Origin of the sequence: Paenibacillus ihbetae, from assembly GCF_002741055.1 — a bacterium.
GTDB lineage: Bacteria > Bacillota > Bacilli > Paenibacillales > Paenibacillaceae > Paenibacillus_AQ > Paenibacillus_AQ ihbetae.
In genome coordinates this window covers 2,217,222-2,236,886 of the sequence record NZ_CP016809.1, presented here as the reverse complement: position 1 = coordinate 2,236,886, position 19,665 = coordinate 2,217,222, and the positions used below count along the sequence as shown (strand labels likewise).

The following is a 19,665-nucleotide window of genomic DNA, read 5'->3' as shown; positions in this document are numbered from 1 at the left end:
TTGAATATGGAAGGAAGCTCCCGTATAATGATGGACGGAGCTTTCGCGGGCAAGCTCCCTTGGGGGAGCTTTTTGTTGTACCCGGGAGAAGCAACTCGTTCGGGAGTCTCATGGGTCTCCTCGCATGGGAGATATTATGGATGCCGGGCGATATGGGAATAGATGAAGAAGACGAGTAACCGTACGTATGGATCGATATAGAAGCTAAAGCGGAAAGAAGTGAATGTCACATCATGAATAAAAAGCGCAGCGGGCGCGATTCGCGCCGCAGCAGCAAGCCGGCCGCAGCCTCGGCGGCCATCGCCGATCTGCCGGTGGCGAAGAATGACGAGGTTATCCTCGAGATTATCGGGATGACCCATGACGGCGAGGGCGTCGGCCGCGTCGAAGGATATACGCTGTTCGTGCAGGGAGCTTTGCCGGGCGAGAAGGTCCGGGCGAAGGTGCTCAAGACGAAGAAGCAGTACGGGTACGCCAAGCTGCTGGAGCTTGTCGAGCGCAGCCAGCACCGCATTGCTCCACCTTGCCCGATCTATGACCAGTGCGGCGGCTGCCAGCTGCAGCATATGGATTACACCGCACAGCTGGAATGGAAGCGGCAGCTTGTGATCGACAATCTGGAGCGGATCGGGAAGCTGCGGGTGGCGCGCGAGGGGAGCGGGGTTGAAGGAGCTTCCCCGGCAGCGGGTGGCTTGAGTGGGCAGGCTGATGCCGCGGCTGCTGGTCAAAACGAGTCGGATCGCGAAGCGCAAGTCAGCGGCGATCACCGAAACAACAGCACCGGGCTTCATCATGAGCCGGCCAGCAACATCAGCACCGGACTACATCAAGAGCCGGGCGACGATATCAGCGGCACCGGACTACATGATGAACCGGGCGCAGACATCGGCACTGGACTACATCAAGAGCCGGAAGCCGGCATCATCGTCCGTTCAACGCTCGGCATGAACGAGCCTTGGCGCTACCGCAATAAATCCCAGGTGCCGATCGGCGTGACCGAGGGCGGTCTCATCGGCGGCTTCTACGCCCGGGGCAGCCACCGGATCGTCGATATGGAGACCTGCCTGATCCAGCATGAACAGAACGACGAAGTGGTGCGCCGCGTTAAGGCCATCGGCCGCCGGCTCGGCATTACCGCTTACGATGAAGAGAGCGGACAAGGCCTGCTGCGGCATGTCGTGGTGAAGATCGGCTTTGCCACCGGGGAAATGATGATCGTGCTCGTCACGAACGGCGAGCGCATCCCGCGCATGAACGAGTGGATCACAGCGATCCGCGAGGAGCTGCCGGCTGTCGTGAGCGTATGCCAGAATATCAACACACGCAAGACGAATGTGATTTTCGGCGATGTAACCCGCGTCCTGTGGGGACGCGAGGTCATCCATGACTATATCGGCGACGTGAAATTCGCCATTTCCGCGCGTTCGTTTTACCAGGTCAACCCGGCCCAGACCGAAGTGTTGTACGGGAAGACGGTGGAGTATGCGGGGTTAACCGGGGAGGAAACCGTCATCGACGCTTATTGCGGTATCGGGACGATCTCCCTGTTCTTGGCCCAGCATGCCAAGAAGGTGTACGGCGTCGAGATCGTGAAGGAAGCGATCGAGGATGCGCGCGCGAACGCGGAGCTTAACGGCATGGCACATGTCGAGTTCGAGGTCGGCGCCTCCGAGGACGTCATCCCGCGCTGGAAAGAGCAGGGCATCGAGGCCGACGTCATCGTCGTCGACCCGCCGCGCAAGGGCTGCGACCCGCGCCTCTTGGAGACGATTCTTCAGATGAAGCCGGAGCGGGTTGTTTATGTGAGCTGTAACCCGAGCACGCTGGCAAGGGATCTGCGGGTGCTGGAGGATGGCGGGTACCGGACGGTGGAGGTCACGCCGGTGGATATGTTCCCGCATACCGTGCATGTGGAGAGTGTGGCCTTGCTGGTGCGGAAGGACAATTAAATCGGAGATGTATTGCTAATAGCAAAGAGGGGCGACAAGCCCCTCAGGCTGTCGAGAAAGTCTCGACAGCTATTTTCTTGTGAATTTAATTCAACACGACACCGCGTTAATGTTGTATAATAATAGTAAATAAACCGTTCGGAAGGGTGTTACATATGTTGCGTTCGAATCGAGAAAAACAGCAGGCTTACGAATTTGTTTCGATTGAAGAATTGGTTCCTCAAGATCATCTGCTCCGTAAAGTGGACAAGTATATCGATTTCTCTTTCATCGACGAAAAGGTTCGTCCGCTTTACTGTGCGGATACTGGGCGGCCTGCTATCGACCCTGTCGTGTTATTTAAGATGATTTTCCTCGGTTATTTTTATGGCATCCGTTCCGAACGCCAACTCGAACGTGAAATTCAAACCAACCTTGCTTACCGCTGGTTTTTGGGGTTAGGTTTAACCGACAAAGTGCCGGACCACTCTACGATTAGCTGGAATCGTCGCACGCGCTTTAAAGACACCGAGATTTTTCAGGAGATCTTCGATGAGATTGTGCTTCAAGCTATCCAGCACCGTATGGTGGGCGGACGTGTCTTAGTTACCGACTCAACCCACGTCAAAGCGAATGCGAACAAGCATAAATACACAAAAGAACAGGTTTTGCAAAACACTCGTGGTTATGTGAGTGAACTTAATGCGGCCGTAGGGGCTGACCGGAATGCACATGGAAAAAAGCGCTAAAGCCAAGAGAGGACGTGATCGAGGAAAAGGAAGTTAAAGTGAGCATGACAGATCCCGACAGCGGTTATATGATTCGTGATGGGAAACCGGAAGGATTCTTCTATTTAGACCACCGTACCGTGGACCTGAAATATAATATGATTACGGATGTCCATGTCACCGCCGGAAATGTCCATGATTCTGTACCGTATTTGTCCCGTTTGGATCGTCAACAAGAACGATTTGGTTTTAAAGTCGAAGCCGTTGCTCTGGACTCCGGGTACTTGACTTCACCCATCTGCAAAGGGCTGCAAAGCCGAAACATTTTTGCCGTTATTGCTCACCGAAGATTTCACCCGACCCAGGGTTTATTCCCTAAATGGAAGTTCACGTATGATGCGGAGCGCAATCTTTATGTTTGCCCTGCAAAGCACGAATTACCATACAAGACGACCAACCGTGAGGGATACCGACAGTACGCTTCGGATCCACAGCACTGCAAGAACTGCCCGTTATTAAATGAATGCACGCGGTCTCGCAACCACCGAAAGGTGGTAACTCGTCATGTCTGGGAGGACAGCAAAGAGTGGGTGCGAGGCAACCGGTTGAGTCGATCCGGGAAATATCTCTACCGAAAACGAAAAGAAACGATTGAGCGAAGCTTCGCGGATGCCAAAGAGCTCCATGGGTTTCGCTATTGCCGTTTGCGCGGGCTGCAAAACGTCAGGGAACAGGCCCTGATGACAGCAGCTGTACAGAACATGAAGAAGATGGCGATCCACCTGGATCGCCTGGAAAAACGGGGGTAATCTCCCCGTTTTCACTTTTGAAGTGACCACTTGAAATTGAGAAACCCTGCACTTTAGAAAAAAGTACAGGGTTTCTCGACAATCTGAGGGGCGACAAGCCCCTCTTTTTCTTCCTTCCGAAATAGTATTGCAAGTCTGACTGGTAAATTTTATAAAATCAGTTCTTCACTATTATTTTTTGGAGGTGTTTTATGAGTATTAAATCTTTTAATCCGAAAACACATACGGATTGGGTGCGTCCCCATTCAATTGAATGGTATGCTCAATTAGGAAGACTAACAGGACAATATTCGTATTCATGGAAATCGACAATTACTGAGCCGAATGGTGAATTGATTTTCACTCATGAAGTGTCTCAGATGGTTCCGGGTAAGAAGGTACTGGATATTGGCTGTGGACACGGTGAGTTTGCCTTACAATGGAGCCCGGTCGTAAAGCATATTGTTGGTATAGATATAACGAGTGACTTCATTAAACACGGAAATGATGCAGGTTTGCAAAATGCAACCTTTGTAACGGCAAATACAAAAGACAAGCTGCCTTTTGAAAACGAGGAATTTGACTGTGCATATAACCGTAGAGGACCTACCTCAGCTTACCTTGACGTAAAGAGAGTCATTAAACAGGGTGGGGAACTCATCGGTCTTCACCCCGGTGATAATATTACCTCAGAGTTGTGGGAGTTATTCCCTAACTTTTTTGAACCTTCCCCTTCGGGTACTCCTATACTCGACAACTTAATCTTAAGATTAGAGGAAGGGGGGCTAGAAAATGCTGAGATTGAAACTGTAAGAAGCCTTGAATACCTGCGTGAACCAATTGACGTAATTAGAATGAGTCTTTTCGGTCAAAAGCCTTCCGTGGTTGAAGCGGTAATTCAGCAGTCTATGTCTGAGATAACAAGGATATTTGAAAAGAACGCAACGGACAAAGGCTTACCCACAACCTTTGAACGCTACATCGTTCGTGTGACAGTCTAAAGATTATTGATGTGGGACAACATCTCAGAAAATTTCCCAGCGTACATTACGAGCCTAAACTTCCACAAGAGCCGACATTGATTCCTACTAGGCACTCCATTTCCATCCCCACGTATAGAGTAAAAGGCTGAGGGCGGACTTAATCAGCCGCCCCTAGCACAGTTGAAGTTGCTCAGTTCTCATTGGGCTGACTTGAAGACCTTCAAGTATATATCCGACTATATCCTCCTCGATATACCATTGAATACCCTTAGCTCCTTTAGTTGCTTCTGTTTAGTACTGACACCAGTAATAGCGGCGCGGAAAGTATGTTGTGAATGAAAAAGAGAACTAAAGAAGTCCATGGGGCTAAAGGAGCTCACGCCAGACATGCTTCATCGTTTAATGGATAAGATTGTAGTTCAGGCCGATGGTTCGGAAACATTCAATACAAGAGGCTGCTCTTTAATAGCGAACCATACCGTCCATGAATCCTTCTCAATGATAGGTGGTTGACTGCCGTTGAGTTTGCCTTCTATGAAAGATATCAAATCTTGAAGTTCCTCATCCGTCAGATCATGAAGAATGGAACGCCCAGTTCTTAGCAGTAAGTCCTTGTTTAATTCTTGAAAATCATTGTAAACCCGTCTTGTTTCCCAATGCGAGACAGTTTTAGCTAATCGAAATCCATTCGATTCCAGCGCTTGCTGTACTTGACCTGAAGCATATCTACGAGAAATTTCTTTATCCATCAACTGAGGAAATTTTTCGAAAAAATAACCTCTAATATGACTCTCATCCCCGGGCAGTAAACAATCAGCAGGAGTTCGATCCTGAACAATGAGCATACCGCCATCTTTAAGGATGCGATAGGCTTCCTTGAAACAAGCATGCAAGTCGCTTAGATGGTGGATTAATGCTCTTTCTAATACAATATCAATCTTATTTGCAGGTAGGTTTGATTGGTAAGCGTCTCCCTTTAGAAATGTAACGTTTTGAATGTTCTTACAGTTATTTGCCGCCCCTTTTAACATCTCATCTGAGAAATCTACACCAACTACATGGGATGCCCCCATCTTAATAAGAGCCTTCGTATAAATGCCGCCTCCACAACCTATATCCGCAATCCGCTTATTCGATACATCAACCGTATCTTTTATTAAAGATATCCAAGATTCATCCGCGTTTCTTGTTGCATACGTCTGCTTGTTTGTTTCATCGTGAAAATCAATTGGCATTTGTGAATTCCCCTCTCACCAGTAGGTTTCACTATATGGAACTAAGTTTCAATTATCCTCAGTTTACCATATAATTCCTCCGATGAAGTAACGCGAAAAATGAATAATTTACATATCCGATACATGTAAGGCCCGGGATGATACATCTGCCCGCTATAGTTTGGACCGTGAGGGTATCTTCACGAAAATTTGAAAAAGGAGATTGTTGCTATTGATGAAAAAAGCTTTAATTGCCGCATCCGTAATGTCCGTAATCGCCGTATCGGGATCTGGCGCATTTTTGACAGACTCCGCAGATGCTGCCGCTTCCAAGGCACCCAGGGTCACAGCCAAAGCGTCTGGTACGGGAGTAGAAGCAGCCAGTGTGGAGTACATGAAGAGAACTGTTTTTAGCCCTGACGGTAAAATCATGAATGCCCAGGAGCAATGGCAGGACACGAAAGCCTCACGCAGCAAAAGTATGTTTCTTACGCCTGCCAAAGACGATCCGAATAAAATGGTAACCGCGGTGACCATCGTGAATGGTAAGCAGGGAGTTAGTTTTACAATGGATTCGAATGGCAATATTCTGCAGGGAGACAGGCATGCCTATCCGCAAGCCATGAAGCCAACCAGTATTTTTGCAGCAGAAAAGGAGCGCTATACCCGAAAAGAATGGAAGAATAAAGGGAAGGTCACCGAAAACGGAGTCTCTTACACGAAAGTGACCAGAACCTATACATCAGTCGGCACTAAATTTACAGAGGACGTACTGCTGAACCATAGTGGTTTGCCTATTAAAGAATCGATCTCTACAATCAAGGGCGGGAAATCCAAGCTCCTGTTCAAGGCCAGCTACGAGTATGACAAGCTGAAAGCAGATAACGGTCTGTTTAATCTGGATGATGTAAAGCTTCCCAATAATTAAGCAATCATAGCGCGAAAATAATATACCGTTTGTTTACATGCAGGATACAACCCACCCATGGATCGTTACATCTCTTCCCTATACTTGGGATTAAGGTGATCGGCTGTATCACCAAATAATAATGAAATTAAAGGAGAGTATTGTTGATGAAAAAAGTACTTATCGCTGCATCCTTAATGACAACCGTTGCACTGTCTGCTACTGCCGCACTGGTAGCCGCCAATTCGGCAAACCCGTTGGTCCAGCCCGTTGTTGTGAATCCTCAGGCTGCCGACTCTGCGGCTGTGTCGGACAATGATTCGCTCTTATTGCAATATGTAAAAACATCGATTTACGATGCAAAGGGCAATTTAATAAACGCAGAGGAAACCTGGGGAGATCCGCTTACCTACAACCAAAGAACAGATTCCCACTTTAAAGGTGGCGCTATGAGTTTTTATTCCCTGTTCAATGGAACGACCTCAGCTAAAGTAACAAGGGACGCTGGCGGGAACGTTACAGGCGGAACCGTGGTAACCGTAGCTCCGGAAGACGGTGTTCCAAGCGGCCCACTTTATGAATTGATGGCGAAGGAATATCAAGGACCCGAATGGAAAAATGCCGGTATGGTTGTACAGGATGGAAAAGAACTTATAAAAGTAACAACAGACTACTTCTCACACGAAGGCACATCTGCAGAAAATATGAAGAAAGTTCCGGTTAAAGAAACAGCCTATCTGGACCCTGCAACCGGGCTCCCGGTAAAAAGTGAAATCCTTGAGGAAAAGAACGGGAGAATGGTGCTCGTATACTCCTACACGTACGAATATGACCGGAAGGACAGAGAACAGGCGCTGTTTGATATCAGCAGCATGGATTTGGAGGATTACACGGATGAAGAGGTAAAAGCAAAATACCCGAACCTGCCGATTGGCGGGGAGCTTCCAAACCCGATGGCTGATCTCGTAAGCGAAGGGAAAATTACGGAGGCCCAACGTGCTGCTATCGACAAGGCTCTTAGCCAAGCCAAGCAGAATGGCATTGCAAACGGCGTTGATAAAAAGGTAAGCAGCGAGGAATATCTGAGAGCCGCTCTGGCGGGAATTGTAGCCGACGGTACCATTACACAGCAGCAGGCTGATATTATTGTGAATTTATTTAAATAAGAAACGCTGAAAAGGGCGGTTCCAGGGTTTGATTGACCTTGAAGGCTGCCCCTTTTTATAGCAGTTTGAAATCACCGGAATACAAACCCAGGACGACCAGCATACTAAACGGGTATGTTTCGGCAGAAGGGAGGAAGAACAGATGGACAACAAACAAGGAGCCAAAGCTCCTTCGAAAGCGGAGCAGGCGCTGAATTCAGTGGAAGCTGCGCATCATGCCGTGCAGCAGGCGGAGGAGCACCCGACCGATCACATGATCGGGCAGGCGGAACGCTCGCTTCGTCACGCCAGGGCAGCGGTAGACCAGTCGCATATAACGGGCTCGGATGAAGCGGCAGACCGGGCGGAAGCACAGCTTGCCAAAGATCGGGAGAGAATGGAAGGCAAATAATCGTGCTGAGAAGCACTTTGGTGAAGCCGTTCCTGTGTCAACCCAGCTCTGATGAACCAGACCTCTGAGTAAAGTAGGTGCAGCCTTTCAGATGATAGAAAGGAGACTGCACCTTTTTTGTTTGTTTACAATTTGGATACATCTATGTGTACAATTGAAACAAGCAGGCATTATACTGCTGGAGTGAAACCAGAAGGGCCGGGAGATTTGCAAATATGGAAACCAAAAAAATTCTTATTATAGAAGATGAGCCTTCCATATCGGATATGCTTGCCTTTTCTATGCGGAAAGAAGGATACGGAGTAAAAACAGCGGAGTCCGGAAGAGAGGGGCTAGAGCTTTTTACCCGTTGGAAGCCGGATCTGCTTTTGCTGGATTTGATGCTTCCGGATATGACGGGGTTCGACGTATGCAGACAGGTGCTTGAAGCTTCCAATACCCCTATTATCATGCTGACGGCCAGAACGGATACGTTTGACCGGATTCTGGGCATCGAATCGGGGGCGGATGACTACATTACCAAACCCTTTGATATCCGGGAGGTCATTGTGCGCATTAAGGCGGTCTTTCGGAGAATTGAATTGACAGCGGAAGCAGTGGAGCATATGTCCAGCCAAGTTCTTAACCTGGGCTATGGTATTACGCTGGAAAAGGAGAAGAGGGAAGTCCGGAAAAATGGTGTCCCGGTCGTACTCACGCAAAAGGAATATGAGCTGCTGCAATGCTTTGCGGAGCATAAGGGCCGCGTATTCTCCAGATCCGAGCTGTTGGACAAGGTATGGGGCTTCGAGGTAGTCATCGATACGAGAACCGTTGATATTCACGTACAGCGGATCCGTAAAAAACTGGATGAGCCGAACCGTCCCTCCTTAATCGAAACCGTGTTCGGAATTGGATATAAACTGGTACAGCAAGGGTGAGGGCATGAGGTTTCGGATTCAGCACAAAATGGTAATTCTGTTCTCCGTAATAATTTTTGCCGGCCTGATTTCGCTGTTAATCGTATCCTACCGGATCACAGAGATGAATATGCTGCAGACAGTCAAAACGGACATGATCGCCGCTAAGAAAAGTCTGGATATCTATATTAACCAATATTTTCTGTTGAGCAACCGCGAGCCTGGCGAGACCTCCCTTTCGGATGAAGCGGAGGGGCTGTCCAGACAGCTCAGTGCGGATCTTGGCAGTGAAGTGCGTTTATATGACCGGGATGGAAATCAATTGGGCGGAGGCGCGAGCGATAGCGAGGGAGAGGAGCTGGATGCAGCACAGCGTGGCGAAATCGCTTATAACATTCATTTCTCAGAGAATCGTGCGACTGCCGCACTGGCGTACCCGCTGGAAGCTGGTGGGAAGACCTACGGCATCGTCCGATATCAAAAGGACTATTCTCAGCTCTATACCGCCAGTCTGCGATTCAAGCAGACGATTCAAATTTTTGCTGCCGTTATTTTTCTGATTGTATTCGTCAGCTCGATCATCATTTCCAGACAAATTACGAAGCCTGTCCGCCAATTGTCCAAAAGCTCTCAGCAGGTGTATGCCGGGGATTACAACATAGATATACGTGTGTCTTCACGCGATGAAATCGGTGAATTGGCAGGCATGTTCAAGAAGATGGTGCAGAAGATCAGGGAGCAAATCCGTATCATTGAACAGGAACGAGATGCATTAAAGAAAGCTCAAGCGCAAAACAAAGTGTTTTTCGATAATGCTACGCACGAGATGAAAACTCCTTTAACAACGATCATAGGCTACGCCCAGATTATAAAGGAGAACGGGTTTACTGAGCGCGAGTTTTTTGAAAGGGGGCTGGACTCGATTATTCGGGAGGGCAAGCGGCTGAATCAAACGGTAATCGAAATGCTGACGCTGGCCCAGGCATCGTCCGCCCAAACGGAATATCGAATGGAACCGGTGAATCTCGGTGAGCTGGTTCTTGAAACGAGCGAGGAGCTGCAGATCAAAGCCGCCAAATATGGCATCCGCATTCAAACCAGCGCACAGGACAAGCTGTACGTAATGGGAGACCGCAACCGGTTAAAGGAAGTGATTATTAATCTGCTCGACAACGCTATTAATTACGGAAGGGTAAATTCTGCCGTGCGGGTTGACGTATTCAAAGAGGGGGAGGCCCCCATACTGCAGGTGGCAGACCAGGGAGAAGGGATACCGCCAGCTCAGCTGGAGCATATTTTCGAGCCGTTTTACCGCGTGCCGGGAAGGAAAGGGCGGGAGCGCGGAAGCGCCGGACTCGGCCTCGCCATTGTTAAAGGGATTGTTGCGAAGCACGGGGGGAGCATTCAAGTGAAGAGTAATATTAACGAAGGCACCACAGTTACTGTGCGTTTTGCGGGTGAGCCGAATGTTTAAACGGATTCTTCCTGACCGGGTCAAGGATATACTGCTGCTGGCCGGTTTACTTGGCTTTTTTATACTCGGCTTTTATGCGGCAGGCCATTATTTTACACCTGGACAAAATCAGACCTTTTCGCTGGAGGAAGAGGATTTTGCCAGCTCATATCCGGCTCCGTCATCAGGACCAAGGCTTGCTCATGTAACAACGGAAAGTATTCCTTTGCAGGAGAAAGGTAACTCCACTTTTTATGTTACGGGACCAAACAGGATTCTCTCCCTGCCCAAGTGGGGGGGCGAGCAGATCACCGTCAGCTCCTATAATTTACTGAATAAGCAGATGAACCATCGGGAAATGAAGGTGCCGTCCAAAACCGTTTTTTACAGTGAAGGCTGCTTCATCTGGATCGACTCAGACAGTGCTTATATGCAAAACAGTGCCGATCAAGACGACTACAAGCATCTAATTGAAGGATTATATTTTAAAGAACGTTTGAGGCTTTTAACGGGCTCAGGTGTACAAATAGCAGATTTACAAGAAGAAAGGATCACGGATGTATTTTATGACCGGGAAACTGAGAGTTTATATGTATCCGCTCAATACAACGATCAAACTGCCGGGCTTTTTCACTACCAAATTGGGACACGTACACTCAAACTATTGACTGCGGCAGCCTACATCGATTCATTCCAAGTGCTCCCGGGCCATAACGTTATGTATCTTAACCACGGCGGTCTCTTTCTGCTGGATGTGCATACCGGGAGTGCGCAGCAGCTTGTCGAGGGGAAGGTGATTAATTTTTCCGTGTCGGGTGACGGGTTGAAGCTGGTATATACGGCAGTAAATGAAAGAGGGGTTACCGAGCTATACGGTATGTATATGGACCGGAGCATGGCGAAGGAGATGCGGGAGCATTCCCTTTTATACAGCAACCTATCCAATGTTCAGGCGCTCGAATGGTCGAATGATCAGGTGTTGTGTATTACCCGGCAGGCAAACGGGAGCTACCAGTTGTATAGGTTTACTTTGAAGAGCGAGTAGAGAGCAACGATGATCTTAGGCACGTGATCAGCGGACCGTGCCTAAATAATTCTGCTTCTAAAGGTATCTCCTTCCTGAGCGATTGATGAGTATTTAATAATAGAGAGGAAAGATTTTATGCCGAAAGTTGAAAAATATAACCTAAATGAAGAAACCTTTAATTTTATTCTTGATATCGAGAGGAAAATAGAAAAGGGGAAAGTTTATACTAACAGAGAATTAGTTCAATTATTTGAATCCTCCTCTTTTTACAATGATGTTGTTCAATCTTATTATAGAACAGCAATGCAAAAATCTATATGGTGGGCTGTTAAACGGAGTAATAGCTGGTTAATTGAAAGAGGTAAATATACAAAATTATAGTTTGGTCATTTTAAATAACACTTTTATACATAAATTAATTATTTTTTTACAATTGAATCCAAACGCATGACGAATGCAAGCAAAGGATAGAGTCATCAGTATAACCTCTGGTGCTCTATCCTTTTTTATATTAGGAACGATTTATTTTCTTACAACAATAACTCCATGGCTGTTCGTTCTTTATCCGCAATCTCGAGCAAGAGCTTGGAAGCCTGCTGCAGTTCCTGGTGGCTGCCTGTTCTTCCCGCACGGTCGATTAATGCAGAGACACTGACCCACATTGGAGCGATCTTCGTAAACAAAAGGTAGGCTTGCTCGATTCGCGGGTCTGCTAATTGATCGGCGCATTCCTTCAAGTAATCCCGATACAGATTCCGAAACAAAGCGCCGCCGGTTCCCGCCCGCTCCATCAGCAAAGCGGTCAGGCATAAATCATGCTCGAAATGGCTGCTGCGGGAAGGCCACTTCAGGATTTCTTTGCTCATTTTCACGATGCCTTTATTTCCGATATTGCGAATGGGCGGGTTCAGATAGTCCTGCGCATTCTTGGTCAAGGATTGGCGTAAAGCGGGAGCGAGCGGAGGTAAGGCGTCAATCGGCTCGAGCGTAAAGGAACGATTCCGGGAACTCATGGGCCCCTTGGCATTTCTGGCTTCGGCCAAGCTTGTCAAACGCGTCTTCACCAGACTGCCCTGTTGCCCGGTATCCGCCATGTAGGCATATTCGTCATCCACGCCGTATAGGACCGCATAGTGACCGGCAAAGTGCACTTTGCTCGTGAAGTAGTCCAAGTAATACGAATCCAGTTTCAGCCCGACCGGAATTCCGCGTTCGATGGAGCCCCGTACGTTCCGCCATGCTTTGTCGACGGAGGATGTTTCTTGAACGTTAACGGTCAAACCCAGGATGGCGGCGAGATTGGCCGTCAACTGATCCACCTTCACTCTTCCGCCGATGAACGGAAAATCCATTCCCTTCGAGTCCCAATAAATGAATCCGAGCCCTTGTCCGAGTCCGAACAGCATCGGCTCTGACAGCCGGACTCCCGCAAATTGCATTAAATTGCCCATGGCCGTCGTTTCGCAATGTTCGCCTGGGTAAGGAACGAAACCTTCAATGATCGTGCTCATCCTTCCTGGCCTCCTTCGACAATTCGTTAATTAAACTGGCAACAAACGCTTGCTCGCTCTCTATCAGGCTGAGCGGATGCAAGAACAGCGCCCTTACGTGCAGGGGCAATCGAACGCCGCCCTGGGATTCGAATTTTTGCCGTATGCCTTCTGAAGCCTCCCGAAGAAAATCCAACCTATTACGCAATGCGGCTATGGCCAAGTCGTTCCCGATAAAAGGTATAGCGGCCAAGCCGAGATCGAAGCGATTGTCGCGCTCGCGTGCCGACGACAAACTGTCAAGGATCTCATCTTTCAGCCGGGCCATGCCGGCTTCGGTAAGGACATACCGGGTCGGCGTTGGTCCCTTGCCGGATTTTTCGTCGGATTCCTCGGCTGCAATCCATCCTTTATCGCTCAGTTTCTTCAGTCCGACGTAGATCGAGGTCGTGCCGATGTTCGCCCATTCCCGATAGCCTCGTTGATCGACTAACTTCTTGATATCGTAGCCCGAAGCCTGACGGGATTCCGCGATCATTTGCAGCAGCATAAATTCGACGTTGGAAATAGGGTGCATGAAGAACCCCCTTAAATTTATTATTTCACATATGTAATATAACACTAGTGAAATATAAGATCAATAACGGGATCTATGGCAGGCGCGTACGACTGGTCATACGTGATTGGTAACTCCTCGGAAATGCTATTTATTTTTTCGCAAATATGATCTAATCCCAATCCACATCATACAAAAATTCAAAACTTCTTTAAGTGCCCTTCTTATGGGTTACAGTTCAATAGCTGCGGGGCTTTACAGATCATTCCTCGTCCAGAGCCATGACTTTCAATCTCCAGGGACGTAAAGGGCGCATTTAGTCACAATAAAAAAAGGTCCTGCACCTAATTGATAGGGTACAGGACCAGAAATGTTAAAGCTTTAATATCATTTACTTTCTCCAAGCGAGTTCCGCTGTAATTGCGGAATCAAGGCAAAGCCGAACGTGAATATCGGACTTAACCATAGGAATGCAGCGAATGGGGCATATTCAAGAACCGGAACGCCAAGGGTCGCAGCGAAGAAAGCTCCGCTGACGCCCCAAGGTATCAGAGGGTTGACGAGGGTTCCGCAATCCTCCAAGGTTCGTGACAGGGTTTTGGCCGGTATTTGTCTGCGGGTATACTCATCCTTAAACATTTGGCCCGGCAGCAGGATGGATAAATACTGCTCCCCTGTCATGCCGTTAACGGCGATCGATGATGCACCGGTCATAAGAACAATGCTGCTGCGCCGTTTTATCGGCTCAATCCATTTACGGAACAAGGCTTCGATGACTCCGCAGTGCTGCAGCAATCCGCCTAATGATAGAGCAATCAGGATCAGAGATACCGACCCCATCATCGATTGCAGGCCGCCACGATTCACGATCTGAGCTACAGTTTCATTCACGATGCTACTTTTGTAACCGCCCTGCATCACGCTAAACCAGCTGCTTATCGTGGTTTGCTGTTGAACGAATGCCGTTATCAACAGTCCGGTAACGATGCCTGCTATTAGTGTAGGAAGGATCGGTATACGCTTTGCGGAGCATACAATGACCGCGAGGGGGGACAGCAGCGTTAACCAGTGAAGATGAAACCCGTCTTGCAGCGACTCCTTGATGGACTGAATAGAGCTTAAATCGACAGATCCGGTTGTCGGGATCAGAAGAAATAATATCGTTGTGATGATTAACGCGGGCACCGTGGTATACATCATATTACGAATATGAGTAAATAAAGAGATGCTGGCCACGGCAGGCGCGAAATTCGTCGTATCGGACAGCGGAGACATTTTATCCCCGAAACAGGCACCCGAGACAATGGCTCCTGCGGCCAGAGGAAGCGAAATTCCCGTCGTCATGGCAATTCCCATCAAGGCGACGCCGACCGTGCTGACCGTGGTGAACGAGCTGCCGGTAAACATCGATACCATGATCGTGACATATAGCGCGCTCACTGCAAAATAATGCGGTTCGATATAATCCAGCCCGTAATACAGGATGGTCGGCACGGTTCCACTCATCATCCAAACGGCAATTAATATGCCGATAAGCGAAAGAATCAGGATCGGCATAATCGCGGATTGTATGCCTTGTATGATAGAGGATTCAAGCTTTTTCCAGGAGAATCCGTATAGGCGTAATATGGCGGCAGTTCCGATCGTTGCGCCCAGAAGCGGGATATGAGGTTCTGCCTTGAATATAAAGATCGAAACGAACAGAAAAACAAGAATGAAAACGATAAGAATGATACTTTGTACAAAGCCAAGCTGTCGGTCCATGATGCTGGAGCTCCTTATACATGAGGTTAGCGGTTGAAGACATGGAGTCCCCATCCGCTCTTTTTTCGCTTTTTCACTTTTGTGCTTTTTGGCTTTTTTGCATTGAAGCACGTAGGTACTATAAACGATAAGATGAGATCGAGTCAATGTTATAAAAATACATTCCATAAGAAAAAGCCAATTTCCCAGCTGTACTGAGAAACTTGGCTTTTCTGCTCTGGCATACAATACCTACGATCCGAATCCATTCCAATGAATCTTCTCTTCGACCGGCCGTCTTACGGAAGGCCGAGCCGGCTCTGCTGCCTTACCGATGGCAACGAGCATGACCGGCACGTAACGGTCGGGAATCGCGAAGGCCTCGATCAGTTTATCCGGATTAAAGCCGCTCATCGGACAAGAGTCCAGTCCCATCGCTTTTGCGGCGAGCATCAGCTGCATGGCGGCAAGCGAGGCATTGGAGAAGGCCTGATCCCGCGCCCAGTTAGGTTTGTTCGTATAGGCTCCCTGGATTTGCAGGATCAGATTTGCCTTTATCTCCGGAGTTAACCGACCTGCCTGCACATCCGCTTCGAATATGCTCTCCGCATTCCGATCGGCTTGCAAATCCCCGAGAATCGCCACGGTCGCCGATGCTTCGACGACCTGCCGTTGTCCGTTCGCAATACCGAGGAGGACATCCTTACTCGCTTGATCCGTCACGACGAGGAAATGCCAGTGCTGCAGATTCCAGGCGGAAGGTGCTTGCGAAGCGATTCGGAGCAGCTCTTTGATATCGTCTTCGCTCATCCGATAAGTGCGGTCATAACGCTTTACGGCATGCCTTTCTTTTGCTACGGTCAAAAAATCCTGCTTGCTGTCGAGGTTTACGTTCATTTTCTATACACTCCCTTTATTTAGTATGGGTCAAACGACATTATTCTTGGGCACGCTTTGCTCCGTATCCCGGAGCGTTGCCGCTTCTTTGGGCTTCGGTTTCACATTCGTTCCAATGACCCCAGCGACTATGAGTACCGAACCGATCAGATGGTAGACGGTCACGGCCTCTCCGAGCAGAAAGGCTCCGGCTGCGATGGAGATGACGGTGGACAGATTGGAGAATACGCTGATCTTCGAAGCCTCGAGCTTGGAGAGCGCATAGCTGGACGAGAAGGCCGTTACCAGCGATGCCAGAATGCCGAGATACAAGATAGACCAGATAAAATCCGGATTTGCCAGCGGTGTCAAGATTTGATTCATCGTTCCGTTGGCCGCATGATCCAACAGCGACGCCAGCCAAAAGGTCACGCACCCGATCGTCATCATGAAGCTGGTCACTTCGGGGGGCGTGAACGTACGCAGCAGGAAGCGCGATAGGACGGTATACCCTGCGGATACGAGACAAGAGAGGAATAGCAGCAGCATTCCGGCCGCATTCGTAAGATCCATGCTTGAGCCTTGCATGACAAAGATCAGTACCACCCCGAATACGGACAGCAGAATGGAGAGCTTTTGCCGCAGCGTCGTGGATTCCTTCAGAAAAAATCCCGCGAGCATGGCGGTTAGGATCGGCGTGACGGCAAAAATGATGCCGCCTTCGGCAGAGGATGCATGCTTCAGCCCGAACGCCTGCAAGGTGAAGAACCCGAGCGGATACATCAAAGCCAACAGAAGCAGCCTCGGCCACGGCTTGCCCTTGAGCGAAAGGCGAAATACGCCTGTGGCAACCAGGATCACAATTGCCGCGAAGGACAAGGTGAAGCGAAGCGCCAAGGTGTCGATGGCGCTTGCGTACGCCAAAGCGACTTTCGTATACATAAAAGATAACCCGATGATCGACGCGTAGACGAGAACAGCTAAATACGCAAACGCGCGATCGCGTCGCGACTTGTTGGATCGCATGGATGACATGAATAAAACCTCCTATTGGCGAGCGGTTGATGAAGCTTGCAATTGAAATCGTACGGGATTCCCGATCATGCGACAATGCGAAAAATCCATAACTGTATCGGTACAGTTATGGCCGGCTGTTATGGTGTGGAAGTGCTTTTTTCGGTATAGTAGGGTATGAGAGGAACTTCGGGCCGATTCGGGGGCTTAGGGGGCGAGGCAAAAGATGAACAAATATTCGGCGATCCTGGCGGATATTGAACAAAAGCAGGCTGCAGGCGAGCTGCGACCGGGACAGAAGCTGCCATCCGTACGTCAAGCGGCCGAAGCATACGGCTGCAGCGTCAGCACGGTGATCCGGGCCTATGCGGAGCTGGAGAAACGCCATTTCATCTATTCGATTCCGCAGAGCGGTTATTATGTGGTGCAGGACGAAGAGAAAGGCACCGATGTGAATGACGGGATCATTGATTTTGCCTCATCGTCGCCCGATTTGAATGTGTTTCCTTACCGGGATTTCCAACATTGCTTGAACAAGGCGATCGACACGTACAAATACCATTTGTTCACTTATGGGGACCCGGAAGGCCTGGGGGCTTTGCGCGAAACGCTTGTGAAGCATCTCGCTGCGGATCAGGTGTTCGCCAAGGCAGAGCAGATTGCGGTGACGTCAGGCATCCAGCAGGCGCTTCACACCTTAGCGGAGATGTCGTACCCTAACGGCAAGTCGGCCATCCTGGTGGAGCAGCCGAGCTATAATAAATTTTTGGACTTCCTAGAGGCGGAAGGGCTGCCGGTGAAGACCATCGCTCGCACAGCGGACGGTATCGATCTGCAGCAGCTGGAGGAGATATTCCGCAGCGGCGATATTAAATGCTATTACACGATGTCGAGGCATCATAACCCGCTTGGCACATCATATAGCGACAGGGAGAAGAAGGCGATTGCCCGTCTGGCCGCCAAACACGACGTGTATGTGGTCGAAGACGATTATATGGCGGATTTGGGAGATCGGCGCGGGTTTGACCCGATTTTTGCGTATGACCGGAGCGGGTATGTGGTGTATTTGAAAAGCTTCTCGAAAATCATCTTTCCGGGACTGCGGATCGGCGCCGTGGTGCTGCCAGAGTCGCTTACAGCCAGCTTTCACAAGGCTAACCAGCTAAACGGCGCTGCATTGCTGTCTCAGGCTGCGCTGGATATCTACATGAAGAACGGTATGTATGATAGGCACCGGGATAAGATCCATCGGCAGTATGAATCGAGAATGAGGATCTTACACGAAGCGGTGAACAGGTATAACGAGCCGGGATTGCTCGAAGTGTCGGAAGTCCGATCAGGCATATATGCGCAGTTCAAAATGCCGCAGGCGGTCAATCTGGAGCGGGTGGTGGAACGACTGCAGAAACGGGGCGTGCTCGTATTAAGCGGGAAGCTGTTTTATCTGACGGACTATCGGCAGAGGGAGAAGTTTCTGCGAATCAGCATCTCCCGCGCCCGCCCGGAGCAGATTCATGAGGGCGTGCAAGCCGTGATTGAGGAAGTCAAGCGGGGGATGAATGTGTAAGGCAGGCTTGCTATGGCTATGATGGATTGAGGAAACGGTTTAATTCGTCAATATATTGAACTCTGGAGCGGTTACAATCGAATTTTTCAAATAACTAAACTTATGACGGGAGTGTGCGATGATGAATTTCGAAACGGTGATGCAGGAGCTTGAAGCGCTCGGCAAGGAACGGCTCAAGAAAATGTATATGTCCAATGGAGCGCGCGAACCGCTGTTCGGCGTGGCGACAGGCGCGATGAAGCCCATGGCCAAGCAAATTAAAATCAATCAGCCTTTGGCCGAGGAGCTTTACGCGACAGGAAATTACGACGCGATGTACTTTGCCGGCATCATTGCAGATCCGAAAGCGATGACCGCGGCGGATTTTGAGCGGTGGATCGAGGGGGCTTATTTCTATATGCTGTCCGATTACGTGGTTGCGGTCACCCTGGCGGAAGCCGATATTGCGCAAGAGGTTGCCGATCAATGGATAGCAAGCGGTGATGAGCTGCGAATGTCAGCAGGATGGAGCTGTTATTGCTGGCTCTTGGGCAGCCGGCCGGACACCCAGTTTGACGAAAGCAAACTGGCGAGCATGCTGGAGAGGGTGGAACAGACGATTCACGAATCTCCTGAACGCACGAAAGCCTCGATGAATAACTTTATGTACACCGTAGGGGTATCCTATCTGCCGCTCCACGATAAGGCAGTCGAGACCGCCAAGGCCGTAGGCCCGGTTGAAATTAAGCGGGATAACAAAAAGAGCAGCATCGTTAACGCTTCCGAAAGCATTCAGAAGGCGATTGACAAAAATCAGCTTGGTTTCAAACGCAAATATGTAAGATGTTAAACCATCCGGGGTGGACGAGCCTCAGAGCGAAAAGTCCGTTCGGACACCGCGGCGGGCGAAATTGCAAAACGGCATGCAGGACTGAAAGTCAGTCATTTGCATGCCG

At 49.3% G+C, this 19,665-nt stretch carries 18 protein-coding genes; 12 read left to right on the top strand and 6 right to left on the bottom strand.

Annotation, left to right across the window (positions count from 1 at the left end; all coding sequences use genetic code 11):
• The first annotated feature begins 233 nt into the window (after positions 1–233).
• From rlmD to BBD41_RS10080, 3 genes are all read left to right on the top strand, one after another.
• The gene (rlmD, locus tag BBD41_RS10090; protein WP_099477499.1) at positions 234–1,949 is read left to right on the top strand and encodes a 23S rRNA (uracil(1939)-C(5))-methyltransferase RlmD; all 1,716 of its coding nucleotides are present in this window, start codon (positions 234–236) and stop codon (positions 1,947–1,949) included.
• A 155-nt stretch (positions 1,950–2,104) separates the two neighbouring features.
• Positions 2,105–3,465 (top strand): IS1182 family transposase gene (locus tag BBD41_RS10085; RefSeq protein WP_099476497.1). Its coding sequence is split into 2 segments (ribosomal slippage): positions 2,105–2,672 and positions 2,672–3,465, totalling 1,362 coding nucleotides; the frame shifts between segments, so codons are not numbered across the junction.
• A 191-nt stretch (positions 3,466–3,656) separates the two neighbouring features.
• Positions 3,657–4,445, top strand: coding sequence for a class I SAM-dependent methyltransferase (locus tag BBD41_RS10080; RefSeq protein WP_099477498.1), 789 nt, complete (start codon positions 3,657–3,659; stop codon positions 4,443–4,445).
• Between the two features lie 401 nt (positions 4,446–4,846).
• Here the strand turns inward: BBD41_RS10080 and BBD41_RS10075 are convergent, their stop codons facing one another.
• On the bottom strand, positions 4,847–5,662 hold the full coding sequence (locus tag BBD41_RS10075) for a class I SAM-dependent methyltransferase (RefSeq protein ID WP_099477497.1): 816 nt from the start codon (positions 5,660–5,662) through the stop codon (positions 4,847–4,849).
• Between the two features lie 211 nt (positions 5,663–5,873).
• On the opposite strand from BBD41_RS10075, the gene BBD41_RS10070 reads away from it, so the two are divergent.
• The 7 genes from BBD41_RS10070 (at position 5,874) to BBD41_RS10040 (ending at position 11,865) form a co-directional block, all read left to right on the top strand.
• Positions 5,874–6,569, top strand: a complete 696-nt coding sequence (locus BBD41_RS10070; protein ID WP_157929288.1) for a hypothetical protein — start codon at positions 5,874–5,876, stop codon at positions 6,567–6,569.
• Between the two features lie 146 nt (positions 6,570–6,715).
• Positions 6,716–7,714, top strand: a complete 999-nt coding sequence (locus BBD41_RS10065) for a hypothetical protein (RefSeq protein ID WP_099477495.1) — start codon at positions 6,716–6,718, stop codon at positions 7,712–7,714.
• 142 nt (positions 7,715–7,856) lie between these two features.
• A complete protein-coding gene (locus BBD41_RS10060; protein ID WP_099477494.1) occupies positions 7,857–8,105 on the top strand; it encodes a hypothetical protein in 249 nt (82 codons plus the stop codon).
• 215 nt (positions 8,106–8,320) lie between these two features.
• A complete protein-coding gene (locus tag BBD41_RS10055; protein WP_099477493.1) occupies positions 8,321–9,025 on the top strand; it encodes a response regulator transcription factor in 705 nt (234 codons plus the stop codon).
• A gap of 4 nt (positions 9,026–9,029) precedes the next feature.
• Positions 9,030–10,478, top strand: coding sequence for a sensor histidine kinase (locus BBD41_RS10050; protein ID WP_099477492.1), 1,449 nt, complete (start codon positions 9,030–9,032; stop codon positions 10,476–10,478).
• Positions 10,471–11,502 carry a hypothetical protein gene (locus BBD41_RS10045; RefSeq protein WP_099477491.1) on the top strand — a complete coding sequence of 344 codons (1,032 nt, stop codon included), beginning with the start codon at positions 10,471–10,473 and terminating at the stop codon, positions 11,500–11,502. The genes BBD41_RS10050 and BBD41_RS10045 overlap by 8 nt, the downstream gene beginning before the upstream one ends.
• Before the next feature lie 117 nt (positions 11,503–11,619).
• Positions 11,620–11,865: a hypothetical protein gene (locus BBD41_RS10040; protein ID WP_099477490.1), complete on the top strand. Its 246-nt coding sequence runs from the start codon at positions 11,620–11,622 to the stop codon at positions 11,863–11,865.
• Between the two features lie 149 nt (positions 11,866–12,014).
• On the opposite strand, the gene BBD41_RS10035 is transcribed toward BBD41_RS10040, so the two are convergent.
• From BBD41_RS10035 to BBD41_RS10015, 5 genes are all read right to left on the bottom strand, one after another.
• Positions 12,015–12,995, bottom strand: a complete 981-nt coding sequence (locus BBD41_RS10035; protein WP_099477489.1) for a BtrH N-terminal domain-containing protein — start codon at positions 12,993–12,995, stop codon at positions 12,015–12,017.
• Complete coding sequence (locus BBD41_RS10030; RefSeq protein WP_099477488.1) at positions 12,979–13,551, bottom strand: PadR family transcriptional regulator; 573 nt, start codon at positions 13,549–13,551, stop codon at positions 12,979–12,981. Before BBD41_RS10030 ends, BBD41_RS10035 begins: the two co-directional genes overlap by 17 nt.
• Before the next feature lie 366 nt (positions 13,552–13,917).
• The gene (nhaC, locus tag BBD41_RS10025) at positions 13,918–15,294 is read right to left on the bottom strand and encodes a Na+/H+ antiporter NhaC (protein ID WP_099477487.1); all 1,377 of its coding nucleotides are present in this window, start codon (positions 15,292–15,294) and stop codon (positions 13,918–13,920) included.
• 231 nt (positions 15,295–15,525) lie between these two features.
• Positions 15,526–16,170 (bottom strand): nitroreductase family protein, encoded by a 645-nt coding sequence (locus tag BBD41_RS10020; RefSeq protein WP_099477486.1) that lies wholly within the window; start codon positions 16,168–16,170, stop codon positions 15,526–15,528.
• Positions 16,171–16,200: 30 nt separating this feature from the next.
• The gene (locus tag BBD41_RS10015; protein WP_099477485.1) at positions 16,201–17,184 is read right to left on the bottom strand and encodes a DMT family transporter; all 984 of its coding nucleotides are present in this window, start codon (positions 17,182–17,184) and stop codon (positions 16,201–16,203) included.
• A 205-nt stretch (positions 17,185–17,389) separates the two neighbouring features.
• Between BBD41_RS10015 and BBD41_RS10010 the strand changes: the two genes are divergently transcribed.
• Together BBD41_RS10010 and BBD41_RS10005 are read left to right on the top strand one after the other, a co-directional pair.
• Positions 17,390–18,730, top strand: a complete 1,341-nt coding sequence (locus BBD41_RS10010; RefSeq protein ID WP_099477484.1) for an aminotransferase-like domain-containing protein — start codon at positions 17,390–17,392, stop codon at positions 18,728–18,730.
• A 121-nt stretch (positions 18,731–18,851) separates the two neighbouring features.
• Positions 18,852–19,559 (top strand): DNA alkylation repair protein, encoded by a 708-nt coding sequence (locus tag BBD41_RS10005; RefSeq protein ID WP_077569685.1) that lies wholly within the window; start codon positions 18,852–18,854, stop codon positions 19,557–19,559.
• Positions 19,560–19,665 lie beyond the last annotated feature (106 nt).

Bases quoted from the DNA above. Each gene is read 5' to 3' on its own strand.
- rlmD (WP_099477499.1), top strand. From the start codon at position 234: ATGAATAAAAAGCGCAGCGGGCGCGATTCGCGCCGCAGCAGCAAGCCG.
- BBD41_RS10050 (WP_099477492.1), top strand. From the start codon at position 9,030: ATGAGGTTTCGGATTCAGCACAAAATGGTAATTCTGTTCTCCGTAATA.
- BBD41_RS10005 (WP_077569685.1), top strand. From the start codon at position 18,852: ATGAATTTCGAAACGGTGATGCAGGAGCTTGAAGCGCTCGGCAAGGAA.
- BBD41_RS10065 (WP_099477495.1), top strand. From the start codon at position 6,716: ATGAAAAAAGTACTTATCGCTGCATCCTTAATGACAACCGTTGCACTG.
- BBD41_RS10040 (WP_099477490.1), top strand. From the start codon at position 11,620: ATGCCGAAAGTTGAAAAATATAACCTAAATGAAGAAACCTTTAATTTT.
- BBD41_RS10030 (WP_099477488.1), bottom strand. From the start codon at position 13,551: ATGCACCCTATTTCCAACGTCGAATTTATGCTGCTGCAAATGATCGCG.
- BBD41_RS10015 (WP_099477485.1), bottom strand. From the start codon at position 17,184: ATGTCATCCATGCGATCCAACAAGTCGCGACGCGATCGCGCGTTTGCG.
- BBD41_RS10020 (WP_099477486.1), bottom strand. From the start codon at position 16,170: ATGAACGTAAACCTCGACAGCAAGCAGGATTTTTTGACCGTAGCAAAA.
- BBD41_RS10075 (WP_099477497.1), bottom strand. From the start codon at position 5,662: ATGCCAATTGATTTTCACGATGAAACAAACAAGCAGACGTATGCAACA.
- BBD41_RS10045 (WP_099477491.1), top strand. From the start codon at position 10,471: ATGTTTAAACGGATTCTTCCTGACCGGGTCAAGGATATACTGCTGCTG.
- BBD41_RS10035 (WP_099477489.1), bottom strand. From the start codon at position 12,995: ATGAGCACGATCATTGAAGGTTTCGTTCCTTACCCAGGCGAACATTGC.
- BBD41_RS10060 (WP_099477494.1), top strand. From the start codon at position 7,857: ATGGACAACAAACAAGGAGCCAAAGCTCCTTCGAAAGCGGAGCAGGCG.
- nhaC (WP_099477487.1), bottom strand. From the start codon at position 15,294: ATGGACCGACAGCTTGGCTTTGTACAAAGTATCATTCTTATCGTTTTC.
- BBD41_RS10080 (WP_099477498.1), top strand. From the start codon at position 3,657: ATGAGTATTAAATCTTTTAATCCGAAAACACATACGGATTGGGTGCGT.
- BBD41_RS10010 (WP_099477484.1), top strand. From the start codon at position 17,390: ATGAACAAATATTCGGCGATCCTGGCGGATATTGAACAAAAGCAGGCT.
- BBD41_RS10055 (WP_099477493.1), top strand. From the start codon at position 8,321: ATGGAAACCAAAAAAATTCTTATTATAGAAGATGAGCCTTCCATATCG.